The 20,352-nt window shown below is 50.0% G+C and carries 16 protein-coding genes; 14 read left to right on the top strand and 2 right to left on the bottom strand.

The features are described 5' to 3' along the window. The first annotated feature begins 119 nt into the window (after window positions 1-119). The 4 genes from J4685_RS10255 to nei all read left to right on the top strand — a co-directional run bounded on the left by J4685_RS10255 (window position 120) and on the right by nei (window position 3,951). Window positions 120-953 (top strand): glycosyltransferase family A protein, encoded by an 834-nt coding sequence (locus J4685_RS10255; RefSeq protein WP_000415731.1) that lies wholly within the window; start codon window positions 120-122, stop codon window positions 951-953. A gap of 57 nt (window positions 954-1,010) precedes the next feature. Beyond that, entirely contained in the window at window positions 1,011-2,906 is a 1,896-nt protein-coding gene (locus tag J4685_RS10250) for an HAD family hydrolase (RefSeq protein ID WP_077905024.1), read from the top strand. Between the two features lie 67 nt (window positions 2,907-2,973). Continuing rightward, a complete protein-coding gene (locus tag J4685_RS10245; protein WP_001145917.1) occupies window positions 2,974-3,111 on the top strand; it encodes a hypothetical protein in 138 nt (45 codons plus the stop codon). 48 nt (window positions 3,112-3,159) lie between these two features. Continuing rightward, a complete protein-coding gene (gene nei, locus J4685_RS10240; RefSeq protein WP_001113959.1) occupies window positions 3,160-3,951 on the top strand; it encodes an endonuclease VIII in 792 nt (263 codons plus the stop codon). A 54-nt stretch (window positions 3,952-4,005) separates the two neighbouring features. On the opposite strand, the gene J4685_RS10235 is transcribed toward nei, so the two are convergent. Both J4685_RS10235 and J4685_RS10230 read right to left on the bottom strand, forming a co-directional pair. Continuing rightward, a complete protein-coding gene (locus J4685_RS10235) occupies window positions 4,006-5,052 on the bottom strand; it encodes an AbrB family transcriptional regulator (protein WP_001122046.1) in 1,047 nt (348 codons plus the stop codon). A gap of 136 nt (window positions 5,053-5,188) precedes the next feature. Further along, window positions 5,189-6,472, bottom strand: a complete 1,284-nt coding sequence (locus tag J4685_RS10230; RefSeq protein WP_000785807.1) for a citrate synthase — start codon at window positions 6,470-6,472, stop codon at window positions 5,189-5,191. Between the two features lie 100 nt (window positions 6,473-6,572). Between J4685_RS10230 and J4685_RS10225 the strand changes: the two genes are divergently transcribed. The 10 genes from J4685_RS10225 to cydA all read left to right on the top strand — a co-directional run bounded on the left by J4685_RS10225 (window position 6,573) and on the right by cydA (window position 20,337). After that, window positions 6,573-6,818, top strand: a complete 246-nt coding sequence (locus tag J4685_RS10225) for a hypothetical protein (RefSeq protein WP_001539488.1) — start codon at window positions 6,573-6,575, stop codon at window positions 6,816-6,818. A gap of 393 nt (window positions 6,819-7,211) precedes the next feature. Further along, window positions 7,212-7,616, top strand: coding sequence for a succinate dehydrogenase cytochrome b556 subunit (gene sdhC, locus J4685_RS10220; RefSeq protein ID WP_000263340.1), 405 nt, complete (start codon window positions 7,212-7,214; stop codon window positions 7,614-7,616). After that, on the top strand, window positions 7,610-7,957 hold the full coding sequence (gene sdhD, locus J4685_RS10215; protein WP_000254356.1) for a succinate dehydrogenase membrane anchor subunit: 348 nt from the start codon (window positions 7,610-7,612) through the stop codon (window positions 7,955-7,957). The genes sdhC and sdhD overlap by 7 nt, the downstream gene beginning before the upstream one ends. After that, entirely contained in the window at window positions 7,957-9,723 is a 1,767-nt protein-coding gene (gene sdhA, locus J4685_RS10210; RefSeq protein WP_000775561.1) for a succinate dehydrogenase flavoprotein subunit, read from the top strand. Before sdhD ends, sdhA begins: the two co-directional genes overlap by 1 nt. A gap of 16 nt (window positions 9,724-9,739) precedes the next feature. Beyond that, window positions 9,740-10,456: a succinate dehydrogenase iron-sulfur subunit SdhB gene (gene sdhB, locus J4685_RS10205; protein WP_001727709.1), complete on the top strand. Its 717-nt coding sequence runs from the start codon at window positions 9,740-9,742 to the stop codon at window positions 10,454-10,456. 525 nt (window positions 10,457-10,981) lie between these two features. Continuing rightward, window positions 10,982-13,783: a 2-oxoglutarate dehydrogenase E1 component gene (gene sucA, locus J4685_RS10200; protein WP_001181495.1), complete on the top strand. Its 2,802-nt coding sequence runs from the start codon at window positions 10,982-10,984 to the stop codon at window positions 13,781-13,783. A 14-nt stretch (window positions 13,784-13,797) separates the two neighbouring features. Beyond that, the gene (odhB, locus tag J4685_RS10195; RefSeq protein ID WP_000099858.1) at window positions 13,798-15,006 is read left to right on the top strand and encodes a 2-oxoglutarate dehydrogenase complex dihydrolipoyllysine-residue succinyltransferase; all 1,209 of its coding nucleotides are present in this window, start codon (window positions 13,798-13,800) and stop codon (window positions 15,004-15,006) included. A gap of 141 nt (window positions 15,007-15,147) precedes the next feature. Further along, window positions 15,148-16,314 carry an ADP-forming succinate--CoA ligase subunit beta gene (sucC, locus tag J4685_RS10190; protein ID WP_001048590.1) on the top strand — a complete coding sequence of 389 codons (1,167 nt, stop codon included), beginning with the start codon at window positions 15,148-15,150 and terminating at the stop codon, window positions 16,312-16,314. Further along, the gene (sucD, locus tag J4685_RS10185; protein ID WP_000114640.1) at window positions 16,314-17,183 is read left to right on the top strand and encodes a succinate--CoA ligase subunit alpha; all 870 of its coding nucleotides are present in this window, start codon (window positions 16,314-16,316) and stop codon (window positions 17,181-17,183) included. Before sucC ends, sucD begins: the two co-directional genes overlap by 1 nt. Window positions 17,184-18,768: 1,585 nt before the next feature. Further along, entirely contained in the window at window positions 18,769-20,337 is a 1,569-nt protein-coding gene (cydA, locus tag J4685_RS10180; protein WP_000884369.1) for a cytochrome ubiquinol oxidase subunit I, read from the top strand. Window positions 20,338-20,352 lie beyond the last annotated feature (15 nt).

The raw sequence follows: 20,352 nt of genomic DNA, 5'->3' as shown, positions 1-20,352 counted from the left end.
TTCTGTTGCTACACCTTATCTGGTGTCAGTCTAATAAAATATTATAATCCTTACCCAATGTCAGCATTCATTCATAGGGTGTTAATTTTTATATATACCGTAAAACGCGAAATCAGAATATGGAAAAGAGTCTTTTAGTTATTGTCCGACATAAACCTGGGCGTACTCGTCTATTAATTCGGGCCTTGCAATCCATTAATGACCAGACGTTCAAAAAAATAAATATCATCATTTTCTGCATGGAGGAAGAATTGAAATGTCACAATGTGGATGATTTTTATCTGAAAGAACTGTCAAATATATATAGTGTTATCTACGACGAAAACTGTATCTTTAATGCTATTAAGATGTCTGAATCTAATTATTTATGCTTTATGGATGATGACGATTCCTGGGCCCCTGAATATGTGTCAAGGCTACTCAGTGTTTTGGCGAATATACAGTCAACGTATTCATCTGTAAATGCAATAGCATGCCATACAAATAAAGTTGCTGAGATTGCGGAAAATAATAGAATAATTATAAATTCAACGCAACCATGGAACCACTATTTAAATGCTGGCCCTGTTAGTTTTGATGTTATTTATTACAGGAATTCTATTCCACTTTCCTCGTGTTTATTCGATAGAAATTCTGTTATCGATGTGATTGAAAGTCATAAATTATCCTCTCCTGCATTTTTCTGGCCTTTTTTTATTCATTACCTGGCAGAAAATGATGTTTGGATCTTACCTGAAGCACTGGCATTTTATCATTTCAGAGAAAATGATGACTTTGAATTTGGCAATTATACCGTAATTAACAATGAGTTATTTGATATAGAATGCAAAATTGCAGAAAATAAAATGATGAGAAGTATTGATGACTCATCATTGCTCAATGTGTTACTTTCAAATATTGCTAACAATAGTCTTTTTCATAAAATTTCTTATATTGAAAATAAGATTAAATAAAATATGGATATGAACTTTAAAAAATACAAGACCGTAAGCTTTGATATCTTTGATACATTGGTTAGCCGGAGGATTTACCGTCCCAGAGATTTGTTTTCATTAATGCAATCAACTTTAGCAACTGAGAAATTTTTTATATCAGCGTACGAGATTGGTATTATTGATAATTTCCCAGAGATAAGAGTTCAGGCGGAAGTAAGTGCCAGAGAGAATAGGGTCAGGCGTTTTGGCGGCGAGCCGGAAATACTCATATCTGAAATATACGATGAAATTTTAAAAAAGCATCCGCAGCTTTCACCAGCGACAGTAAAAAAGATAATCGATCTGGAAATACAAATGGAGAAGATTGTTTTATATAAAAATGCGCGTGGAAGCTGTTTGTTTGAAAAGGCTATTAGTGATGGTTGCAAAGTCATTTTAATTAGTGATATGTACCTTCCATCAGTAATATTAAAGGAGTTGTTAACATCATGTGGCTATGATATCAGTAACATTCCAGTTTATTCATCTGGCGAAGAGCGGTACTCTAAAAATAGTGGTAAATTATTTTCAATAGTCAAGAAAAATGAAAATGTAGATATTGCATCGTGGATGCATGTTGGCGACAATGTTCATGCTGATATTCTGAATGCTAAAAAACTCGGCATAAATACTCTCCATGCTGATTGGTCAGAGTATAATCATGGGATATCTAATCATTGGAAAGCTAAAGATATTATTGGTGAATCTATTTGTAAGACTTTATTACTTAAACAAGTTTCTGCTTTCCATCAAAATGATCCTTTAAACGAGATAGGATTTAAAGTATTTGGTCCGTTATTATTAGGTTATGTATCCTGGTTAGCGAATCAGTTAAAGATTCATAAAATTGATAAAGCGCTTTTTTTAGCACGCGATGCTCACTTAATCTATAAAATTTATAATGAATACTTTTCAGAAGAACATGTAAAATGTGAATATTTATATATATCCCGCGCATCAGCTTATATGGTGGGGATGACTGATTGGCCGATGCACAGGATTTGGCATCTTTTTGGTGGTAAGAATAAGAAAAGTATTAAAAAGATACTTGCTATCGCGGGGTTAGATGCGAGTGAGCATATTTCAGATATACATCATGTTGGTTTTCCTGACGAGGAGTATATTCCTGTTTCAGGAGAGGAACATAAGGTTCACTGGCTTATAAATAAATTATTTCCATATATTTTATTAAAAAATACTCAGCACAGGGAAGTTTACGCTGATTACTTTAAAACGGCCTGTGAAGGTTATAAAAATATAGCACTTATCGATGTAGGATGGATGGGTAATATTCAATCAGTATTTGCTCGTTCTTTAGGTGCGCAATGGGCAGAAAAACAAATACATGGGTTTTATCTGGCAACTTTTGCTGGCGCCAATGATAACCGATCTATTTATAATAAGATGTTTGGTTGGCTAACCAACTATGGCCATCCCAACGATAAGTGTGATCTTTTCTTATCAGGAGGGGTGGAAATAATGGAGTTCGCTATGGCTGACAATACTGGGTCAACAATTGGCTATAAAAAAACGGATAATGGAATAATTCCTGTACGTGAAGATAGCAGTGGTTCTGAAATTGAGTATTTAAAAAAAGCAGTAAGATTGCAATCAGGGATTATTTCTTTTTTTGAGTACGTCAAACCGCTCATACAAAAAGGAAATTATGCAGCACTTAGTGGGGTTGTATTGTCAGAACCTTTTTTTGAATTGATAGCCAGACCCTCAAGCGCTCAACTGGACGCCTTATCTTCCCTCACACATTCAGAGTCCGCGGGATCTAACGCAGAAAGAATCGTGCTAGCCAAGAAACTGCCTTTAAAGGATAAACTTTTTCCCGGAGAAAATTATATCAAAGAGTTGAATGCCAGTTATTGGAAAGAAGGCTTTAAAAGGATCAACAGAAAAAAATTTTGGGCAAAATATAACTAAGCGTCATTTAATTCCGGTAGGCAGACAATCATTATTGGGCGCTCGCCCGACAAGGGCTGAGTCGATTATGCCCTGGCGCGATCATGTTAACCCTGACGGGGAAGTGGTCTCGTGCTGCGATAATGTTATTATCACTGGATACCACCGCCTGTTTGTCCATCCGCTGTGGATGTTCATTATGGCGTTCGATGTGCATTCCAGATAGTCAGAGGCGGTGTAGTCCATTAATCAACTGTTAACAAAGGATATTATCATGCCTGAAGGCCCGGAAATTCGTCGTGCGGCGGATAATCTGGAGGCGGCAATCAAAGGCAAACCCTTAACCGATGTCTGGTTTGCCTTTGCACAGTTAAAACCGTATGAATCGCAGCTTACCGGTCAAATTATTACCCGGATAGAGACGCGGGGAAAAGCGTTATTGACCCACTTTTCAAATGGCCTGACGCTCTACAGCCACAACCAACTCTATGGCGTATGGCGGGTGATCGACACCGGTGAAATACCGCAGACCACGCGTATATTGCGCGTCAGGCTACAAACGGCGGATAAAACTATTCTGCTTTATAGCGCGTCTGATATTGAAATGCTGACAGCAGAGCAGCTCACGACGCACCCTTTTTTACAGCGAGTCGGTCCGGATGTGCTGGACGCGCGTCTCACTCCGGAAGAGGTTAAAGCTCGATTGCTGTCGCCGCGTTTTCGCAACCGACAATTTTCCGGGCTGTTGCTGGATCAGGCCTTTCTGGCGGGACTGGGGAATTATCTGCGCGTTGAAATCCTCTGGCAGGTAGGGTTAACCGGACAGCATAAAGCGAAAGATCTCAACGAGGCGCAACTGAATGCGCTTTCTCACGCGCTGTTGGATATTCCGCGCCTTTCCTACACGACTCGCGGTCAGGCGGATGAAAACAAACATCATGGCGCACTGTTTCGCTTTAAGGTTTTCCATCGTGACGGCGAAGCGTGCGAGCGGTGCGGCGGCATTATTGAAAAGACAACACTGTCCTCACGCCCGTTTTACTGGTGCCCGCATTGCCAGAAATAGCCGGAACCGCCATCGGCGAGCGGCTATTGCCTGATGGCACGACGCTTATCAGCCCTACAAAGGTTGTTTGGGCGCATAGGTTGAAATAAAACGGGCCACTGCTGGCCCAGTTAAAAGAATGCTGAACAGCCGTAGGGTTTGCATTGCCATGATGAGCGCCATATCGGCACTGCTTCCTGCCGCGATCGCGGCAACCGTATCCAGACCGCCGGGACTGGTGGCGAGATAAGCCGTCATAAAATCAATCTGCATGTAGTAAGCCATTCCCCACGCCATCGCGGCGCAAATCGCCATCAGCGCGAAAATTGACAATAAGATTTGCGGCAATGGCCGCATCGCCATAAAAAACACCTGTCTGTCAAAGCCCAGCCCGATACGCCAGCCTATCGCCATATACGCCACGGCCAGCAGCCATTCGGGTAATTCAATCTCAATGATGCCTTGCGAATGGAGAAGCGCGCCTGCCAACATGGGGAGCAGCATCGTGCCGGAAGGGATACGCATCAGGCGACCGGCAATGCCCGCCACGATCGCTAATAGCAGCGTCGTCAATAAATTACCGCTAAGCGGCGGAAACCATATCACCTGTTGGCTGACCGCTGCCGCGCTGTCGCCGAGTATCAGGCGTGTCACCAGCACCGCCGCGCCAGCCACAAACAGTACCCGCAGATACTGCATAAATGCCACCAGGCGGATATCCGCCCCGTAATCTTGCGCCATCGCTACCATTGCCGCCGCGCCGCCCGGCGATGACCCCCATGCGCCGGTGTTGCCGGGCAGCGAGCTGTAACGTACCAGCAGCCAGCCGACTACCGCGCTGGAAAGCAGCGTCACCAGCAACACTAAAAGCACGACCGGCCAGTAGAGGGCGAGGGTGATCAATATCGAACCGGTTAGATTTTGGGCGATCATACAGCCGAGAATCGCCTGCGCGGCGAGAAAAATACCGCGCGGAAGTTGTAGCGTGCTACCTCGCAAACTCAACACGATACCCGCAATCATTGGACCGAGCAGCATCGCCGCCGGAAGGTGCAGATAGAGAAAAATAAGGGAAATGAGCAGCGATAACAGGAACAACAAAAACCACTGCAGAATCGGCATTCCATGCTCCCTGAATGATATTTAGCGAAACCTTAATTAATCATAGAGAGTAACGGGGTAAGAATAAAATAATGAGGATAAGAAAAAAGGGAAAATGTACCGGATGGCGAGGGTTGCGTCGCCATCCGGTTGTCAATTAACGCTTCAGCGCCGATTTAAAGTCGCGTTTATCGTAGCCGGTATACAGTTGACGAGGACGGGCGATTTTCATGCCGTCAGTGTGCATTTCATTCCAGTGTGCAATCCAGCCAACGGTACGCGCTATGGCGAAGATCACGGTGAACATGGAGGACGGAATGCCCATCGCTTTCAGAATGATGCCGGAGTAGAAGTCTACGTTCGGGTACAGTTTCTTCTCGATGAAGTACGGGTCGTTCAGCGCAATGTGCTCAAGCTCCATCGCCACTTCCAGCAGATCGTCTTTGGTGCCCAGCTCTTTCAGCACTTCGTGGCAGGTTTCACGCATCACGGTGGCGCGCGGATCGTAGTTTTTGTAAACACGGTGACCGAAGCCCATCAGGCGGAAAGAATCATTCTTGTCTTTCGCACGACGAACAAATTCCGGAATGTGTTTAACAGAGCTGATTTCTTCCAGCATTTTCAGCGCGGCTTCGTTTGCGCCGCCGTGCGCGGGTCCCCACAGGGAGGCGATCCCGGCGGCAATGCAGGCGAACGGGTTGGCGCCGCTTGAACCTGCGGTACGTACCGTTGACGTAGAGGCGTTCTGCTCATGGTCAGCGTGCAGGATCAGAATACGATCCATCGCGCGCTCCAGTACCGGATTCACTTCATAGGTTTCACACGGCGTGGAGAACATCATGTTCAGGAAGTTACCGGCGTAGGAAAGGTCGTTGCGCGGATAAACAAACGGCTGACCGATTGAGTATTTGTAACACATCGCCGCCATGGTCGGCATTTTGGACAGCAGGCGGAACGCCGCGATTTCACGGTGGCGCGGATTGTTTACATCCAGCGAGTCGTGGTAGAACGCTGCCAGCGCGCCAGTGATCCCGCACATTACCGCCATCGGATGTGAGTCGCGACGGAAAGCATGGAACAGGCGAGTGATTTGCTCATGGATCATCGTATGGCGGGTGACTGTCGTTCTGAACTCGTCATACTCCTCCTGCGTCGGTTTTTCGCCGTACAGCAGGATGTAACAGACTTCCAGATAGTTGGAATCGGTAGCAAGCTGGTCAATCGGGAAACCGCGATGCAACAAAATGCCTTCGTCGCCGTCGATGAAGGTGATTTTAGATTCGCAGGATGCGGTAGAGGTGAAACCAGGGTCAAAAGTAAAAATTCCTTTTGAACCGAGACTACGAATATCAATAACATCTTGACCGAGTGTACCTTTTAGCACATCCAGTTCAATAGCAGTATCACCAGTAAGGGTGATTTTTGCCTTTGTATCAGCCATTTACGGTCTCCTTAGCGCCTTATTGCTTAAGACTGCCGGAACTCAGACTTGCCTTCTCCACGTCATCTTCCTTGTCGTTAGTGCAGGGAAGATTCTGTGTATGCATCAATCAACCGTTACCAGTTTGTTATTTGGCTCGCCGCTCTGTGAAAGAGGGGATGACCTGGGTACAGAGCAATGGGCGCTTGCAGGTAACGGCTTGATTAATTTCGAATTAGCAGCAAATCAGGAACGTAGCAATCCGAGTAATGTAACCTGTCTATCACTAATAACTGTCCTGAAAGAATGGGTCAATATCATTGTACTGTTGCATAACTTATTAACAGGTGAAAGAGTGACCCCATAACTTTTACGCATTATATGCTTTTTCTGGTGTCGTTTGTAACAATTTTGTTTAATGTTTGTCAAATCAGATGATTGAAAATTAAAAAAATGTTGTTATCGTGACCTGTGTCACTGTTCAGGATAAAACCCGACAAACTATATGTAGGTTAATTGTAATGATTTTGTGAACGTCCTATACTGCCGCCAGGTCTCCGGAATACCCTGCAATCCCGAGCCACCCAGCGTTGTAACGTGTCGTTTTAGCTACTGGAAGCAGTGTTTTACATGACGCGCAGTTATAGAAAGGACGCTGTCTGACCCGCACGCAGACCGGAGGAAGGAAATCCCGTCGTCTTTCTGGCTACAGGTAGATTCACCTCTGTAACCGAAGTCTTAAGGGAATAATAAGAACAGCATGTGGGCGTTATTCATGATAAGAAATGTGAAAAAACAAAGACCTGTCAATCTGGATCTACAAACGATTCGGTTCCCCATCACAGCGATAGCGTCCATTCTCCATCGCGTATCCGGTGTGATTACTTTCATCGCCGTCGGCATACTACTGTGGCTACTGGGCACCAGCCTCTCTTCTCCGGAAGGATTCCAGCAGGCCGCCGATATCATGGACGGCTTCATCGTTAAATTTATCATGTGGGGCATCCTTACCGCGCTGGCGTATCACGTCATCGTGGGAATTCGTCACATGTTAATGGATTTTGGCTATCTGGAAGAAACATTCGAAGCGGGTCAACGCTCTGCCAAAATCTCTTTTGTTATCACTGTCGTGCTTTCACTTCTCGCAGGAGTCCTCGTATGGTAAGCAACGCCTCCGCATTAGGACGCAATGGCGTACATGACTTCATCCTGGTCCGTGCTACCGCTATCGTTCTGACGTTATACATCATCTACATGGTGGGTTTTTTCGCCACGAGCGGCGAGCTGACCTTTGAAGCCTGGACCGGTTTCTTCTCATCGGCCTTCACCAAAGTCTTCACCCTGCTGGCGCTTTTTTCCATCTTGATTCATGCCTGGATCGGCATGTGGCAGGTGTTAACCGACTACGTTAAACCACTGGCAGTGCGTCTGATACTGCAACTCGTTATTGTTGTTGCGCTGGTGGTTTACGTCATCTATGGATTTGTTGTGGTGTGGGGTGTGTAATGAAACTGCCAGTCAGAGAATTTGATGCTGTTGTGATTGGTGCCGGTGGCGCAGGTATGCGCGCGGCGCTGCAAATTTCCCAGAGCGGCCAAACCTGTGCGCTGCTCTCGAAAGTCTTCCCGACCCGTTCCCATACCGTTTCCGCGCAGGGCGGTATCACCGTGGCGCTCGGCAATACCCATGAAGATAACTGGGAATGGCACATGTACGACACCGTTAAGGGGTCGGACTACATTGGTGACCAGGATGCCATCGAATATATGTGTAAGACCGGACCGGAAGCGATTCTGGAACTGGAGCACATGGGGCTACCGTTCTCCCGTCTTGATGATGGACGTATCTATCAGCGCCCGTTCGGCGGGCAGTCGAAAAACTTTGGCGGCGAGCAGGCGGCACGTACCGCGGCGGCGGCTGACCGTACCGGTCACGCCTTGCTGCACACGCTGTATCAACAGAATTTGAAAAACCACACCACGATTTTCTCCGAATGGTATGCGCTGGATCTGGTGAAAAACCAGGATGGCGCGGTGGTGGGGTGTACCGCACTGTGCATCGAAACCGGTGAAGTGGTGTACTTCAAAGCCCGCGCAACGGTGCTGGCGACTGGCGGCGCAGGCCGTATCTACCAGTCCACCACCAACGCTCATATCAATACCGGTGACGGTGTCGGTATGGCGCTGCGTGCCGGTGTCCCGGTGCAGGACATGGAAATGTGGCAGTTCCACCCGACCGGCATCGCCGGGGCGGGCGTGCTGGTGACAGAAGGCTGCCGCGGCGAAGGCGGTTACCTGCTGAACAAACACGGCGAGCGCTTTATGGAGCGTTATGCGCCGAACGCCAAAGACCTGGCGGGTCGTGACGTGGTGGCGCGTTCCATCATGATCGAAATCCGTGAAGGCCGCGGCTGCGACGGCCCGTGGGGGCCGCACGCTAAACTGAAACTGGATCACCTGGGTAAAGAGGTGCTGGAATCTCGCCTGCCGGGTATCCTGGAGCTGTCCCGCACTTTCGCCCACGTTGACCCGGTGAAAGAGCCGATTCCGGTTATCCCGACCTGCCATTACATGATGGGCGGTATTCCGACTAAAGTGACCGGTCAGGCGCTGACCGTGAACGAGCAGGGCGAAGACGTGGTCATTCCGGGGCTGTTTGCGGTAGGCGAAATCGCCTGTGTATCGGTTCACGGCGCCAACCGTCTGGGCGGTAACTCACTGCTGGATCTGGTGGTCTTTGGCCGCGCGGCGGGGCTGCATTTACAGGAATCCATCGCCGAGCAGGGCGTGCTGCGCGACGCCAGCGAGTCTGACGTTGAAGGTTCTCTGGAGCGCCTGAATCGCTGGAACAATAACCGCAATGGCGAAGATCCGGTGGCTATCCGCAAAGCGTTGCAGGAGTGTATGCAGCATAACTTCTCCGTATTCCGTGAAGGCGACGCGATGGCGAAAGGGCTTGAGCAGTTGAAAGTGATCCGCGAGCGTCTGAAAAACGCCCGTCTGGATGACACGTCCAGCGAGTTTAATACCCAGCGTGTTGAGTGTCTGGAGCTGGATAACCTGATGGAAACCGCTTACGCCACTGCCGTATCAGCCAACTTCCGGACGGAAAGCCGCGGCGCGCATAGCCGCTTCGATTTCCCGGAGCGTGATGATGCCAACTGGTTGTGTCATACCCTGTATCAGCCGCAAACGGAATCCATGACGCGCCGAAGCGTCAATATGGAACCGAAACTGCGTCCGGCGTTCCCGCCGAAGATTCGTACTTATTAATTGCGGAGACAGGATGATGAAACTCGAATTTTCGATTTATCGTTATAACCCGGATGTCGATAACGCTCCGCGTATGCAGGATTACACCCTGGAAGGCGAAGAAGGGCGCGACATGATGCTGCTGGATGCGTTAATCCAGCTTAAAGAAAAAGATCCCAGCCTTTCTTTCCGCCGTTCCTGCCGCGAAGGTGTGTGTGGTTCTGATGGTTTGAATATGAACGGTAAGAATGGTCTGGCCTGTATTACCCCTATTTCGGCGCTGAACCAGCCGGGTAAAAAGATTGTGATTCGCCCGCTGCCCGGTTTGCCGGTGATCCGCGATTTGGTGGTAGACATGGGGCAATTCTACGCACAATATGAGAAGATTAAGCCTTACTTATTGAATAATGGGCAAAATCCACCGGCTCGTGAGCATCTGCAGATGCCGGAGCAGCGTGAAAAACTCGATGGGCTGTATGAATGTATTCTTTGCGCCTGTTGCTCAACATCCTGCCCGTCATTCTGGTGGAACCCGGATAAGTTTATCGGTCCGGCGGGTCTGCTCGCGGCGTATCGATTCCTGATCGATAGTCGTGATACCGAGACCGATAGTCGTCTGGAAGGGATGAGCGATGCATTCAGCGTATTCCGCTGTCACAGCATTATGAACTGCGTCAGTGTATGTCCTAAGGGACTGAACCCGACGCGCGCTATCGGCCATATTAAGTCGATGCTGTTGCAGCGTAGCGCATAAGTAGTTGTAGTGGTTGCCGGATGGCGACGTACCGTCTTATCCGGCCTACGGGTTACGTATTCTGTAGGCCTGATAAGCCAGGCGCCATCAGGCAATAGAAGTGCAGGAAACCTCTAAAAACTGCCATATGATTAGTAATAATCGAGATGTTCAGAGCGAGACAAGGCGCGGTCTGAACGAATCTTCGGGAGCATAGTTAACTATGTGACCGGAGTGAGCGAAGGCCGCAACGCAGTCGTAGCCTGAACAGCGAAGATTATTAGACAGTTTTTAAAGGTTCCTTAGCGGACGCAGATGACACGACAGTCCGCAACAAGTGAACCCCGGCACGCATACAGCGTATGCGTGGTTAGTATCCACGGCGAAATACTCGTCATAGTTCACGTTGCATGTGCGTTGGCTGCACTTGCTCACCCCGGTCACTTACTGGATGTAAGCTCCCTGGGATTCGCAAGCTTGCCGCCTTCCTGAAACGTGACCTATTTAGAGTATTAAATAAGCAGAAAAGATGCTTAAGGGATCACGATGCAGAACAGCGCTTTGAAAGCCTGGTTGGACTCTTCTTACCTCTCTGGTTCGAATCAGAGCTGGATAGAACAGCTCTATGAAGACTTCTTAACCGATCCTGACTCGGTAGACGCTAACTGGCGTTTGACGTTCCAGCAGTTACCTGGTACCGGAGTCAAACCGGATCAACTCCATTCAAAAACACGTGAATATTTCCGGCGGCAGGCGTTGGCTGGCTCACGTCACTCTTCTACGATTTCCGACCCTGACACCAATGTGAAGCAGGTTAAAGTCCTGCAGCTTATCAACGCTTATCGTTTCCGTGGCCATCAGCATGCAAACCTCGATCCGCTGGGTCTTTGGAAACAAGAACGCGTGGCGGATCTGGATCCTTCTTTCCATGATTTGACCGAGGCCGATTTCCAGGAAACCTTCAATGTCGGCTCCTTTGCCAGCGGCAAAGAGACGATGAAGCTGGGCGAGCTGCTCGACGCGCTCAAACAGACCTACTGCGGCCCGATTGGCGCTGAGTATATGCACATCACCAGCACCGAAGAGAAACGCTGGATCCAACAGCGCATCGAATCCGGTCGTGCGGCCTTTAGCGCTGACGAGAAAAAACGCTTCCTGAACGAACTGACCGCCGCTGAAGGGCTGGAACGTTATCTGGGCGCCAAATTCCCGGGTGCGAAACGTTTCTCGCTCGAGGGGGGAGATGCGCTGATACCCATGCTGAAAGAGATGGTTCGCCATGCGGGTAACAGCGGCACTCGCGAAGTGGTGCTGGGGATGGCGCACCGCGGTCGCCTGAACGTGCTGATCAACGTACTGGGTAAAAAACCGCAGGATCTGTTCGACGAATTTGCCGGTAAGCATAAAGAACATCTGGGTACCGGCGACGTGAAGTATCACATGGGCTTCTCGTCAGATATCGAAACCGAAGGCGGTCTGGTTCACCTGGCGCTGGCGTTTAACCCATCGCATCTGGAAATTGTGAGCCCGGTGGTGATGGGCTCCGTGCGCGCCCGTCTGGACAGACTGGACGAACCGAGCAGCAACAAAGTGTTGCCGATCACTATTCACGGCGACGCCGCGGTGACCGGCCAGGGCGTGGTTCAGGAAACCCTGAACATGTCGAAAGCGCGCGGTTACGAAGTGGGCGGTACGGTACGTATCGTTATCAACAACCAGGTGGGCTTCACCACCTCTAACCCACTGGATGCGCGTTCAACGCCTTACTGCACCGATATCGGTAAAATGGTCCAGGCGCCGATTTTCCACGTCAATGCGGACGATCCGGAAGCCGTCGCTTTTGTGACCCGTCTGGCGCTGGACTTCCGTAATACCTTTAAACGCGATGTCTTTATCGATCTGGTGTGCTACCGCCGTCACGGCCACAACGAAGCCGACGAGCCAAGCGCAACCCAGCCGCTGATGTACCAGAAAATCAAAAAGCATCCGACGCCGCGTAAAATCTACGCCGACAAACTGGAAGCTGATAAGGTCGCAACGCTGGAAGATGCCACCGAAATGGTCAACCTCTATCGCGATGCGCTGGATGCAGGCGAATGCGTGGTGAAAGAGTGGCGTCCGATGAATATGCACTCGTTCACCTGGTCGCCGTATCTAAACCACGAATGGGATGAAGCATACCCGAACAAGGTAGAAATGAAGCGTCTGCAGGAGCTGGCAAAACGTATCAGCACCGTGCCGGAAGCCATTGAAATGCAGTCTCGCGTGGCGAAAATTTATGGCGACCGTCAGGCAATGGCGGCAGGCGAGAAATTGTTTGACTGGGGCGGCGCGGAAAATCTGGCTTACGCCACGCTGGTCGATGAAGGCATTCCGGTGCGCCTGTCCGGGGAAGACTCCGGTCGCGGCACCTTCTTCCATCGTCATGCGGTGATCCACAACCAGACGAACGGCTCAACGTATACGCCGCTGCAGCATATTCACAGCGGTCAGGGACAGTTTAAAGTCTGGGACTCCGTGCTGTCTGAAGAAGCGGTACTGGCTTTTGAATACGGTTATGCCACGGCGGAACCACGTACCCTGACTATCTGGGAAGCGCAGTTTGGCGATTTTGCCAACGGCGCGCAGGTGGTGATTGACCAGTTCATCTCCTCCGGCGAGCAGAAATGGGGCCGGATGTGCGGTCTGGTGATGCTGTTGCCGCATGGCTATGAAGGGCAGGGCCCGGAGCACTCTTCCGCGCGTCTGGAACGTTATCTGCAACTTTGCGCCGAGCAGAATATGCAGGTTTGCGTGCCGTCCACCCCGGCGCAGGCCTACCATATGCTGCGCCGTCAGGCGCTGCGCGGGATGCGTCGTCCGCTGGTGGTGATGTCGCCGAAATCGCTGCTGCGTCACCCGCTGGCGGTTTCCACGCTTGATGAACTGGCGAACGGTTCCTTCCAGCCGGCCATTGGCGAAATTGACGAGCTGGACCCTAAAGCCGTAAAACGCGTGGTAATGTGTTCTGGTAAGGTTTATTACGACCTGCTGGAACAACGGCGTAAAAACTCACAGAAAGATGTCGCTATCGTGCGCATCGAACAGCTCTATCCGTTCCCGCATAAAGCGGTGCAGGAAGCGCTGCAACCACACGCTCACGTCCATGATTTTGTCTGGTGCCAGGAAGAGCCGCTCAACCAGGGCGCATGGTACTGCAGTCAGCATCATTTCCGTGAAGTGATTCCGTTTGGGGCCGCTCTGCGTTACGCAGGTCGCCCGGCCTCCGCCTCTCCGGCGGTAGGGTATATGTCCGTTCACCAGAAACAGCAACAAGATCTGGTTAATGACGCGCTGAACGTCGATTAAATAAAGGATAAATAATGAGTAGCGTAGATATTCTTGTTCCCGACCTGCCTGAGTCCGTAGCGGACGCGACCGTCGCCACCTGGCATAAAAAACCGGGTGATGCGGTTGTTCGTGACGAAGTGCTGGTAGAAATCGAAACTGACAAAGTGGTACTGGAAGTACCGGCATCAGCGGACGGCATTCTGGATGCGGTTCTGGAAGAGGAGGGGACGACTGTCACCTCTCGCCAGATCCTGGGTCGCCTGCGTGAAGGCAACAGCGCGGGTAAAGAGACCAGCGCCAAATCTGAAGAGAAAGCGTCTACGCCGGCACAGCGCCAGCAGGCGTCGCTGGAAGAACAAAACAACGATGCGCTCAGCCCGGCGATCCGTCGCCTGCTGGCTGAACACAATCTGGAAGCCAGCGCCATTAAAGGCACTGGTGTGGGTGGGCGTCTGACCCGTGAAGATGTGGAAAAACATCTGGCGAAAGGCGAGTCTAAAGCACCCGCTGTTGAACCTGCAGCACAACCCGCTCTGGGCGCGCGCGGCGAAAAACGCGTGCCAATGACCCGCCTGCGTAAGCGCGTGGCCGAGCGTCTGCTGGAAGCGAAAAATTCCACCGCCATGCTGACGACCTTCAATGAAGTCAACATGAAGCCGATTATGGATTTGCGTAAGCAGTATGGCGAAGTGTTTGAAAAACGTCATGGTATCCGCCTGGGCTTTATGTCCTTCTACGTGAAAGCGGTAGTAGAAGCGCTGAAGCGTTATCCGGAAGTGAACGCCTCTATCGACGGCGATGACGTGGTGTACCACAACTACTTTGATGTGAGCATGGCGGTGTCTACGCCGCGCGGCCTGGTCACGCCGGTCCTGCGTGACGTGGATACGCTGGGCATGGCTGACATTGAGAAAAAAATTAAAGAACTGGCTGTCAAAGGCCGCGACGGCAAGCTGACCGTAGAAGACCTGACCGGCGGTAACTTTACCATTACCAACGGCGGCGTATTCGGTTCGCTGATGTCTACCCCGATCATCAACCCGCCGCAGAGCGCGATTCTGGGAATGCATGCTATTAAAGACAGGCCGATGGCGGTGGATGGCAAGGTGGAAATCCTGCCGATGATGTACCTGGCGCTCTCTTACGATCATCGCCTGATCGATGGTCGCGAATCCGTGGGCTTCCTGGTCACCATCAAAGAGTTGCTGGAAGATCCGACCCGTCTGCTGTTGGACGTGTAGTCAGCAAGAGCATCACCTGCTACCTGTAGGCCGGATAAGGCGTTCACGCCGCCATCCGGCGATGGTGTAATGCCTGATGGCGCGCAGCTTTCAGGCCTACAGGTCTAAAGATAACGATTACCTGAAGGATGGACAGAACACATGAACTTACATGAATATCAGGCAAAACAACTTTTTGCCCGCTATGGCTTACCGGCGCCGGTGGGTTATGCCTGTACTACTCCGCGTGAAGCCGAAGAAGCCGCGTCTAAAATCGGTGCCGGCCCGTGGGTAGTGAAATGTCAGGTTCACGCTGGCGGCCGCGGCAAAGCGGGCGGTGTGAAGGTAGTAAAAAGCAAAGAAGAGATTCGCGCCTTTGCGGAAAACTGGCTGGGCAAACGTCTGGTGACCTATCAAACAGACGCTAATGGCCAACCGGTAAACCAGATTCTGGTTGAAGCGGCGACCGACATCGGCAAAGAACTGTACCTCGGCGCGGTGGTTGACCGTAGTTCTCGTCGCGTGGTCTTTATGGCGTCTACCGAAGGCGGCGTGGAGATCGAAAAAGTCGCGGAGGAAACCCCGCATCTGATCCATAAAGTCGCGCTCGATCCGCTGACCGGCCCGATGCCGTATCAGGGACGGGAGCTAGCGTTCAAATTGGGTCTGGAAGGTAAACTGGTGCAGCAGTTCACCAAAATCTTTATGGGCCTGGCAACCATTTTCCTTGAGCGCGACCTGGCGCTAATCGAAATTAATCCGCTGGTGATTACTAAGCAGGGCGATCTGATTTGCCTCGACGGCAAGCTGGGCGCTGACGGCAACGCGCTGTTCCGCCAGCCGGATTTGCGTGAAATGCGTGACCAGTCTCAGGAAGACCCGCGTGAAGCGCAGGCGGCGCAGTGGGAGCTGAACTACGTCGCGCTGGACGGCAACATCGGTTGCATGGTGAACGGCGCGGGCCTGGCGATGGGCACCATGGACATCGTTAAGCTGCATGGCGGCGAACCGGCTAACTTCCTTGACGTGGGCGGCGGCGCAACCAAAGAGCGCGTCACCGAAGCGTTTAAAATTATCCTCTCGGATGACAACGTGAAAGCGGTTCTGGTTAACATCTTCGGCGGTATCGTCCGTTGTGACCTGATTGCCGACGGTATCATCGGCGCGGTGGAAGAAGTGGGCGTGAACGTTCCGGTGGTGGTGCGTCTGGAAGGCAACAACGCCGAACTCGGCGCGAAGAAACTGGCTGACAGTGGCCTGAATATTATTGCAGCGAAAAGTCTGACGGATGCAGCTCAGCAGGTTGTTGCCGCAGTGGAGGGGAAATAATGTCCGTTTTAATTAATAAAGATACCAGGGTTATCTGCCAGGGCTTCACCGGTAGCCAGGGGACTTTCCACTCCGAACAGGCGATTGCTTACGGTACGCAGATGGTCGGCGGCGTAACGCCGGGCAAAGGCGGCACCACGCATCTGGGTCTGCCGGTGTTCAACACCGTGCGCGAAGCGGTAGAAGCCACCGGTGCGACCGCATCCGTTATCTACGTCCCGGCGCCGTTCTGCAAAGACTCCATTCTGGAAGCGATCGACGCAGGCATCAAACTGATTATCACCATCACCGAAGGTATTCCGACGCTGGATATGCTGACTGTGAAAGTGAAGCTGGACGAAGCAGGCGTACGCATGATCGGCCCGAACTGCCCAGGTGTGATTACCCCGGGCGAATGCAAAATCGGCATCATGCCGGGTCACATTCATAAGCCGGGTAAAGTGGGTATCGTTTCCCGTTCCGGTACGCTGACCTATGAAGCGGTTAAGCAGACCACCGACTACGGTTTCGGTCAGTCCACCTGCGTGGGTATCGGCGGCGACCCGATTCCGGGCTCTAACTTCATCGACATCCTGAAACTGTTCCAGGAAGATCCGCAGACTGAAGCGATCGTGATGATCGGTGAGATCGGCGGTAGCGCGGAAGAAGAAGCGGCGGCTTACATTAAAGACCACGTGACCAAGCCGGTTGTTGGCTATATCGCGGGTGTTACCGCGCCGAAAGGCAAACGTATGGGCCACGCTGGCGCCATCATTGCCGGTGGTGAAGGCACTGCGGATGAAAAATTCGCCGCGCTGGAAGCCGCGGGCGTGAAAACCGTTCGCAGCCTGGCCGATATCGGCGAAGCGCTGAAAGCAATTATAAAATAAAACTCTCTGTTCCTGCGGGAACAGATAAATGTCCGTTTTCGACATGGTTGGCCACCTTTACGGTGGCCTTTTTTATGGCTTTATTGTTTGTGGCAAAGTACGGGTGAAGCATCCGGGATATAAAATTATTGGCTTTGTAAATATTGAACTATAGGAAAATGATGCCTCATTAAAAAACATGGTGGAGTCTGAAAATAATTGATAATAACCGTCTGGTAGCGGCAGTAAATTTACTCAGTTTGCTGGTTAACACTTTTGCAGCAAATACAGATGCTGTCTTAGTGAAAGACCTGCCGACCTCATTGGAGACGGATTATGCGCTTTCCGCCATGAAAAAAACGCATTGCAGCATTACACTATGTTGACGCTAACCTCTATAGTAAATTGACGCTTGACTCTGTGGCCGCGCATGTTTGCCTGAGCGCGAACTACACGTCTCCTCAGATGTATCGCGCTTACACAGACTGCTTGTTTAATGGCAGAATAAAACAGCTATTTTAATCATAAGAGTACCGGCATTATTTTCCTGAAGTATTAAAGATATCGTTTAATAAATTATATGAACTTTTGCTGGTTAAAAGAGGTTAACTTTAAAAATTATTAAGAACTTATTGACACTATGCGTTCGTGATTAATCATGTTTAAAGGGTATTTATGGCTGCGAATAAACAGAATTATCACTATGAGTGACGTAGAAATTAAGGGTTAAGCTGTGAAGGTGATAACAGAATCTTCGCTATAATAATTATGGAGAGGTAAATACGGTGTTGTTGAAATAAAGAAAAAGTAGCGAATAAAATGTTTGTTTGATCCTGGCTATCTGGAAAGCTTATTAGCGATAATTAAGACGATAACCCGGCAAGATGATCCTGGCCATTAGTCGTCGGGAAAGGGAAGTTCGGGCAGGGTAATCCCGGTGGGATGATGGCGCGTGTGCAATGAGATAGTTTCTTTGCGGTGTTAATTATAAGTAAAATAAAAATAGACTAAATGTATAAAATAATAAGTATTGATAACCTGCAGAAAAAATCTGTGAGCTATTTAGCAATAATTGAACATCAATGTGGAATGTTTTTTACGGGATGCGGGGCAGTAAAAAACGCACAAAATGTTTAGCCTTACCGAATAAGCCTCTTTTTGCAGAGGGTTGGAAATTACTCTTTGTAAAAACAAAAAGTTAACAAAAAATTCACCATGCATTCAATGAATAAACATTATTAACATTAACTTCAAAAATTGATTTTAATCAATATTTAAATGTTGGAAAAGAGCATCAAAACTGGTTAAATTGTCCGTGATCAAATTCCCTGAAAAGCGATAGATTAGCCATAAATTGATCGCTGTCGAAAAAAGCAAATCTGACCCACTAAAAACCTGTTTATTGTAAGGGTTTTACGGCGTAATATATTTGCGGGATCAATTTGGGTTTTTTATTAACATGTTTGTAACCTTTCATCATTACTGTTTCCTTCCCGAGGGGATAGTACGATGAGAGGCCGCAAATAAATTTGTATTGGGGCATGCGTGTGACCCTTTCTAACGGGGTTCACTCTCGGAGTCTTCATGCGATGAGCAAGGAGTCATGATGTTAGATATAGTCGAACTGTCGCGCTTACAGTTTGCCTTGACCGCGATGTACCACTTCCTGTTTGTGCCGCTAACGCTCGGTATGGCGTTCCTGCTGGCCATTATGGAAACGGTATACGTCCTTTCCGGCAAACAGATTTATAAAGATATGACCAAGTTCTGGGGCAAGTTGTTTGGTATCAACTTTGCTCTGGGTGTAGCTACCGGTTTGACCATGGAGTTCCAGTTCGGGACAAACTGGTCGTACTACTCCCACTATGTTGGGGACATCTTCGGTGCGCCGCTGGCCATCGAAGGTTTGATGGCCTTCTTCCTCGAATCCACCTTTGTAGGTCTGTTCTTCTTCGGCTGGGATCGTCTGAGTAAAGTTCAGCATATGTGCGTCACCTGGCTGGTGGCTCTGGGGTCCAACCTCTCCGCGTTGTGGATTCTGGTAGCGAACGGCTGGATGCAAAACCCAATCGCTGCGGATTTCAATTTCGAAACCATGCGTATGGAAATGGTGAGCTTCTCTGAACTGGTGCTGAACCCGGTAGCACAGGTGAAATTTGTTCACACTGTGGCGTCCGGCTATGTCACCGGCGCGATGTTCATCCTCGGTATCAGCGCTTACTACATGCTGAAAGGTCGTGACTTCGCCTTTGCTAAACGCTCCTTTGCTATTGCCGCCAGCTTCGGTATGGCTGCCGTACTGTCCGTTATCGTACTCGGTGACGAATCCGGTTACGAAATGGGCGACGTGCAGAAAACCAAGCTCGCTGCGATTGAAGCTGAATGGGAAACGCAACCTGCTCCGGCCTCCTTTACCCTGTTCGGCATTCCTGACCAGGACAAACAGGAAAACCATCTGGCGATTCAGATCCCTTATGCGCTCGGCATTATCGCTACGCGTTCCGTGGACACGCCGGTTATTGGCCTGAAAGATCTCATGGTTCAGCATGAAGAGCGTATCCGTAACGGGATGAAAGCTTATGAGCTGCTGGAGCAGCTGCGCGCCGGTTCTACCGACCAGGCCGTTCGCGACCAGTTTAACAGCATGAAGAAAGATCTCGGTTACGGCCTGCTGCTGAAACGCTATACGCCTAATGTGACTGACGCGACCGAAGCGCAGATCCAGCAAGCGACGAAAGATTCTATTCCTCGCGTTGCGCCGCTGTACTTCGCTTTCCGTATCATGGTGGCGTGCGGCTTCCTGCTGCTGGCGATTATCGCACTTTCCTTCTGGAGCGTGATTCGTAACCGCATCGGTGAGAAAAAATGGCTGTTGCGTGCGGCGCTGTACGGTATTCCACTGCCGTGGATTGCGGTTGAAGCAGGTTGGTTCGTCGCCGAGTATGGTCGTCAGCCGTGGGCGATCGGCGAAGTGTTGCCGACAGCCGTGGCGAACTCATCGCTGACCGTGGGCGATCTGCTGTTCTCCATGTTTCTGATTTGCGGCCTGTATACCCTGTTCTTGGTGGCAGAATTGTTCCTGATGTTCAAATTTGCACGCCTTGGCCCAAGCAGCCTGAAAACCGGTCGCTATCACTTTGAGCAGTCCACCGTGACTTCTCAGCCGGCACGCTAAGACAGGAGTCGTCAA

Source organism: Salmonella sp. 32100201201700099SM, assembly GCF_017572645.1.
Classification (GTDB): domain Bacteria; phylum Pseudomonadota; class Gammaproteobacteria; order Enterobacterales; family Enterobacteriaceae; genus Salmonella; species Salmonella enterica.
Note: the sequence above shows the minus strand (reverse complement) of the source record. Positions and strands in the feature narration are given on the sequence as shown.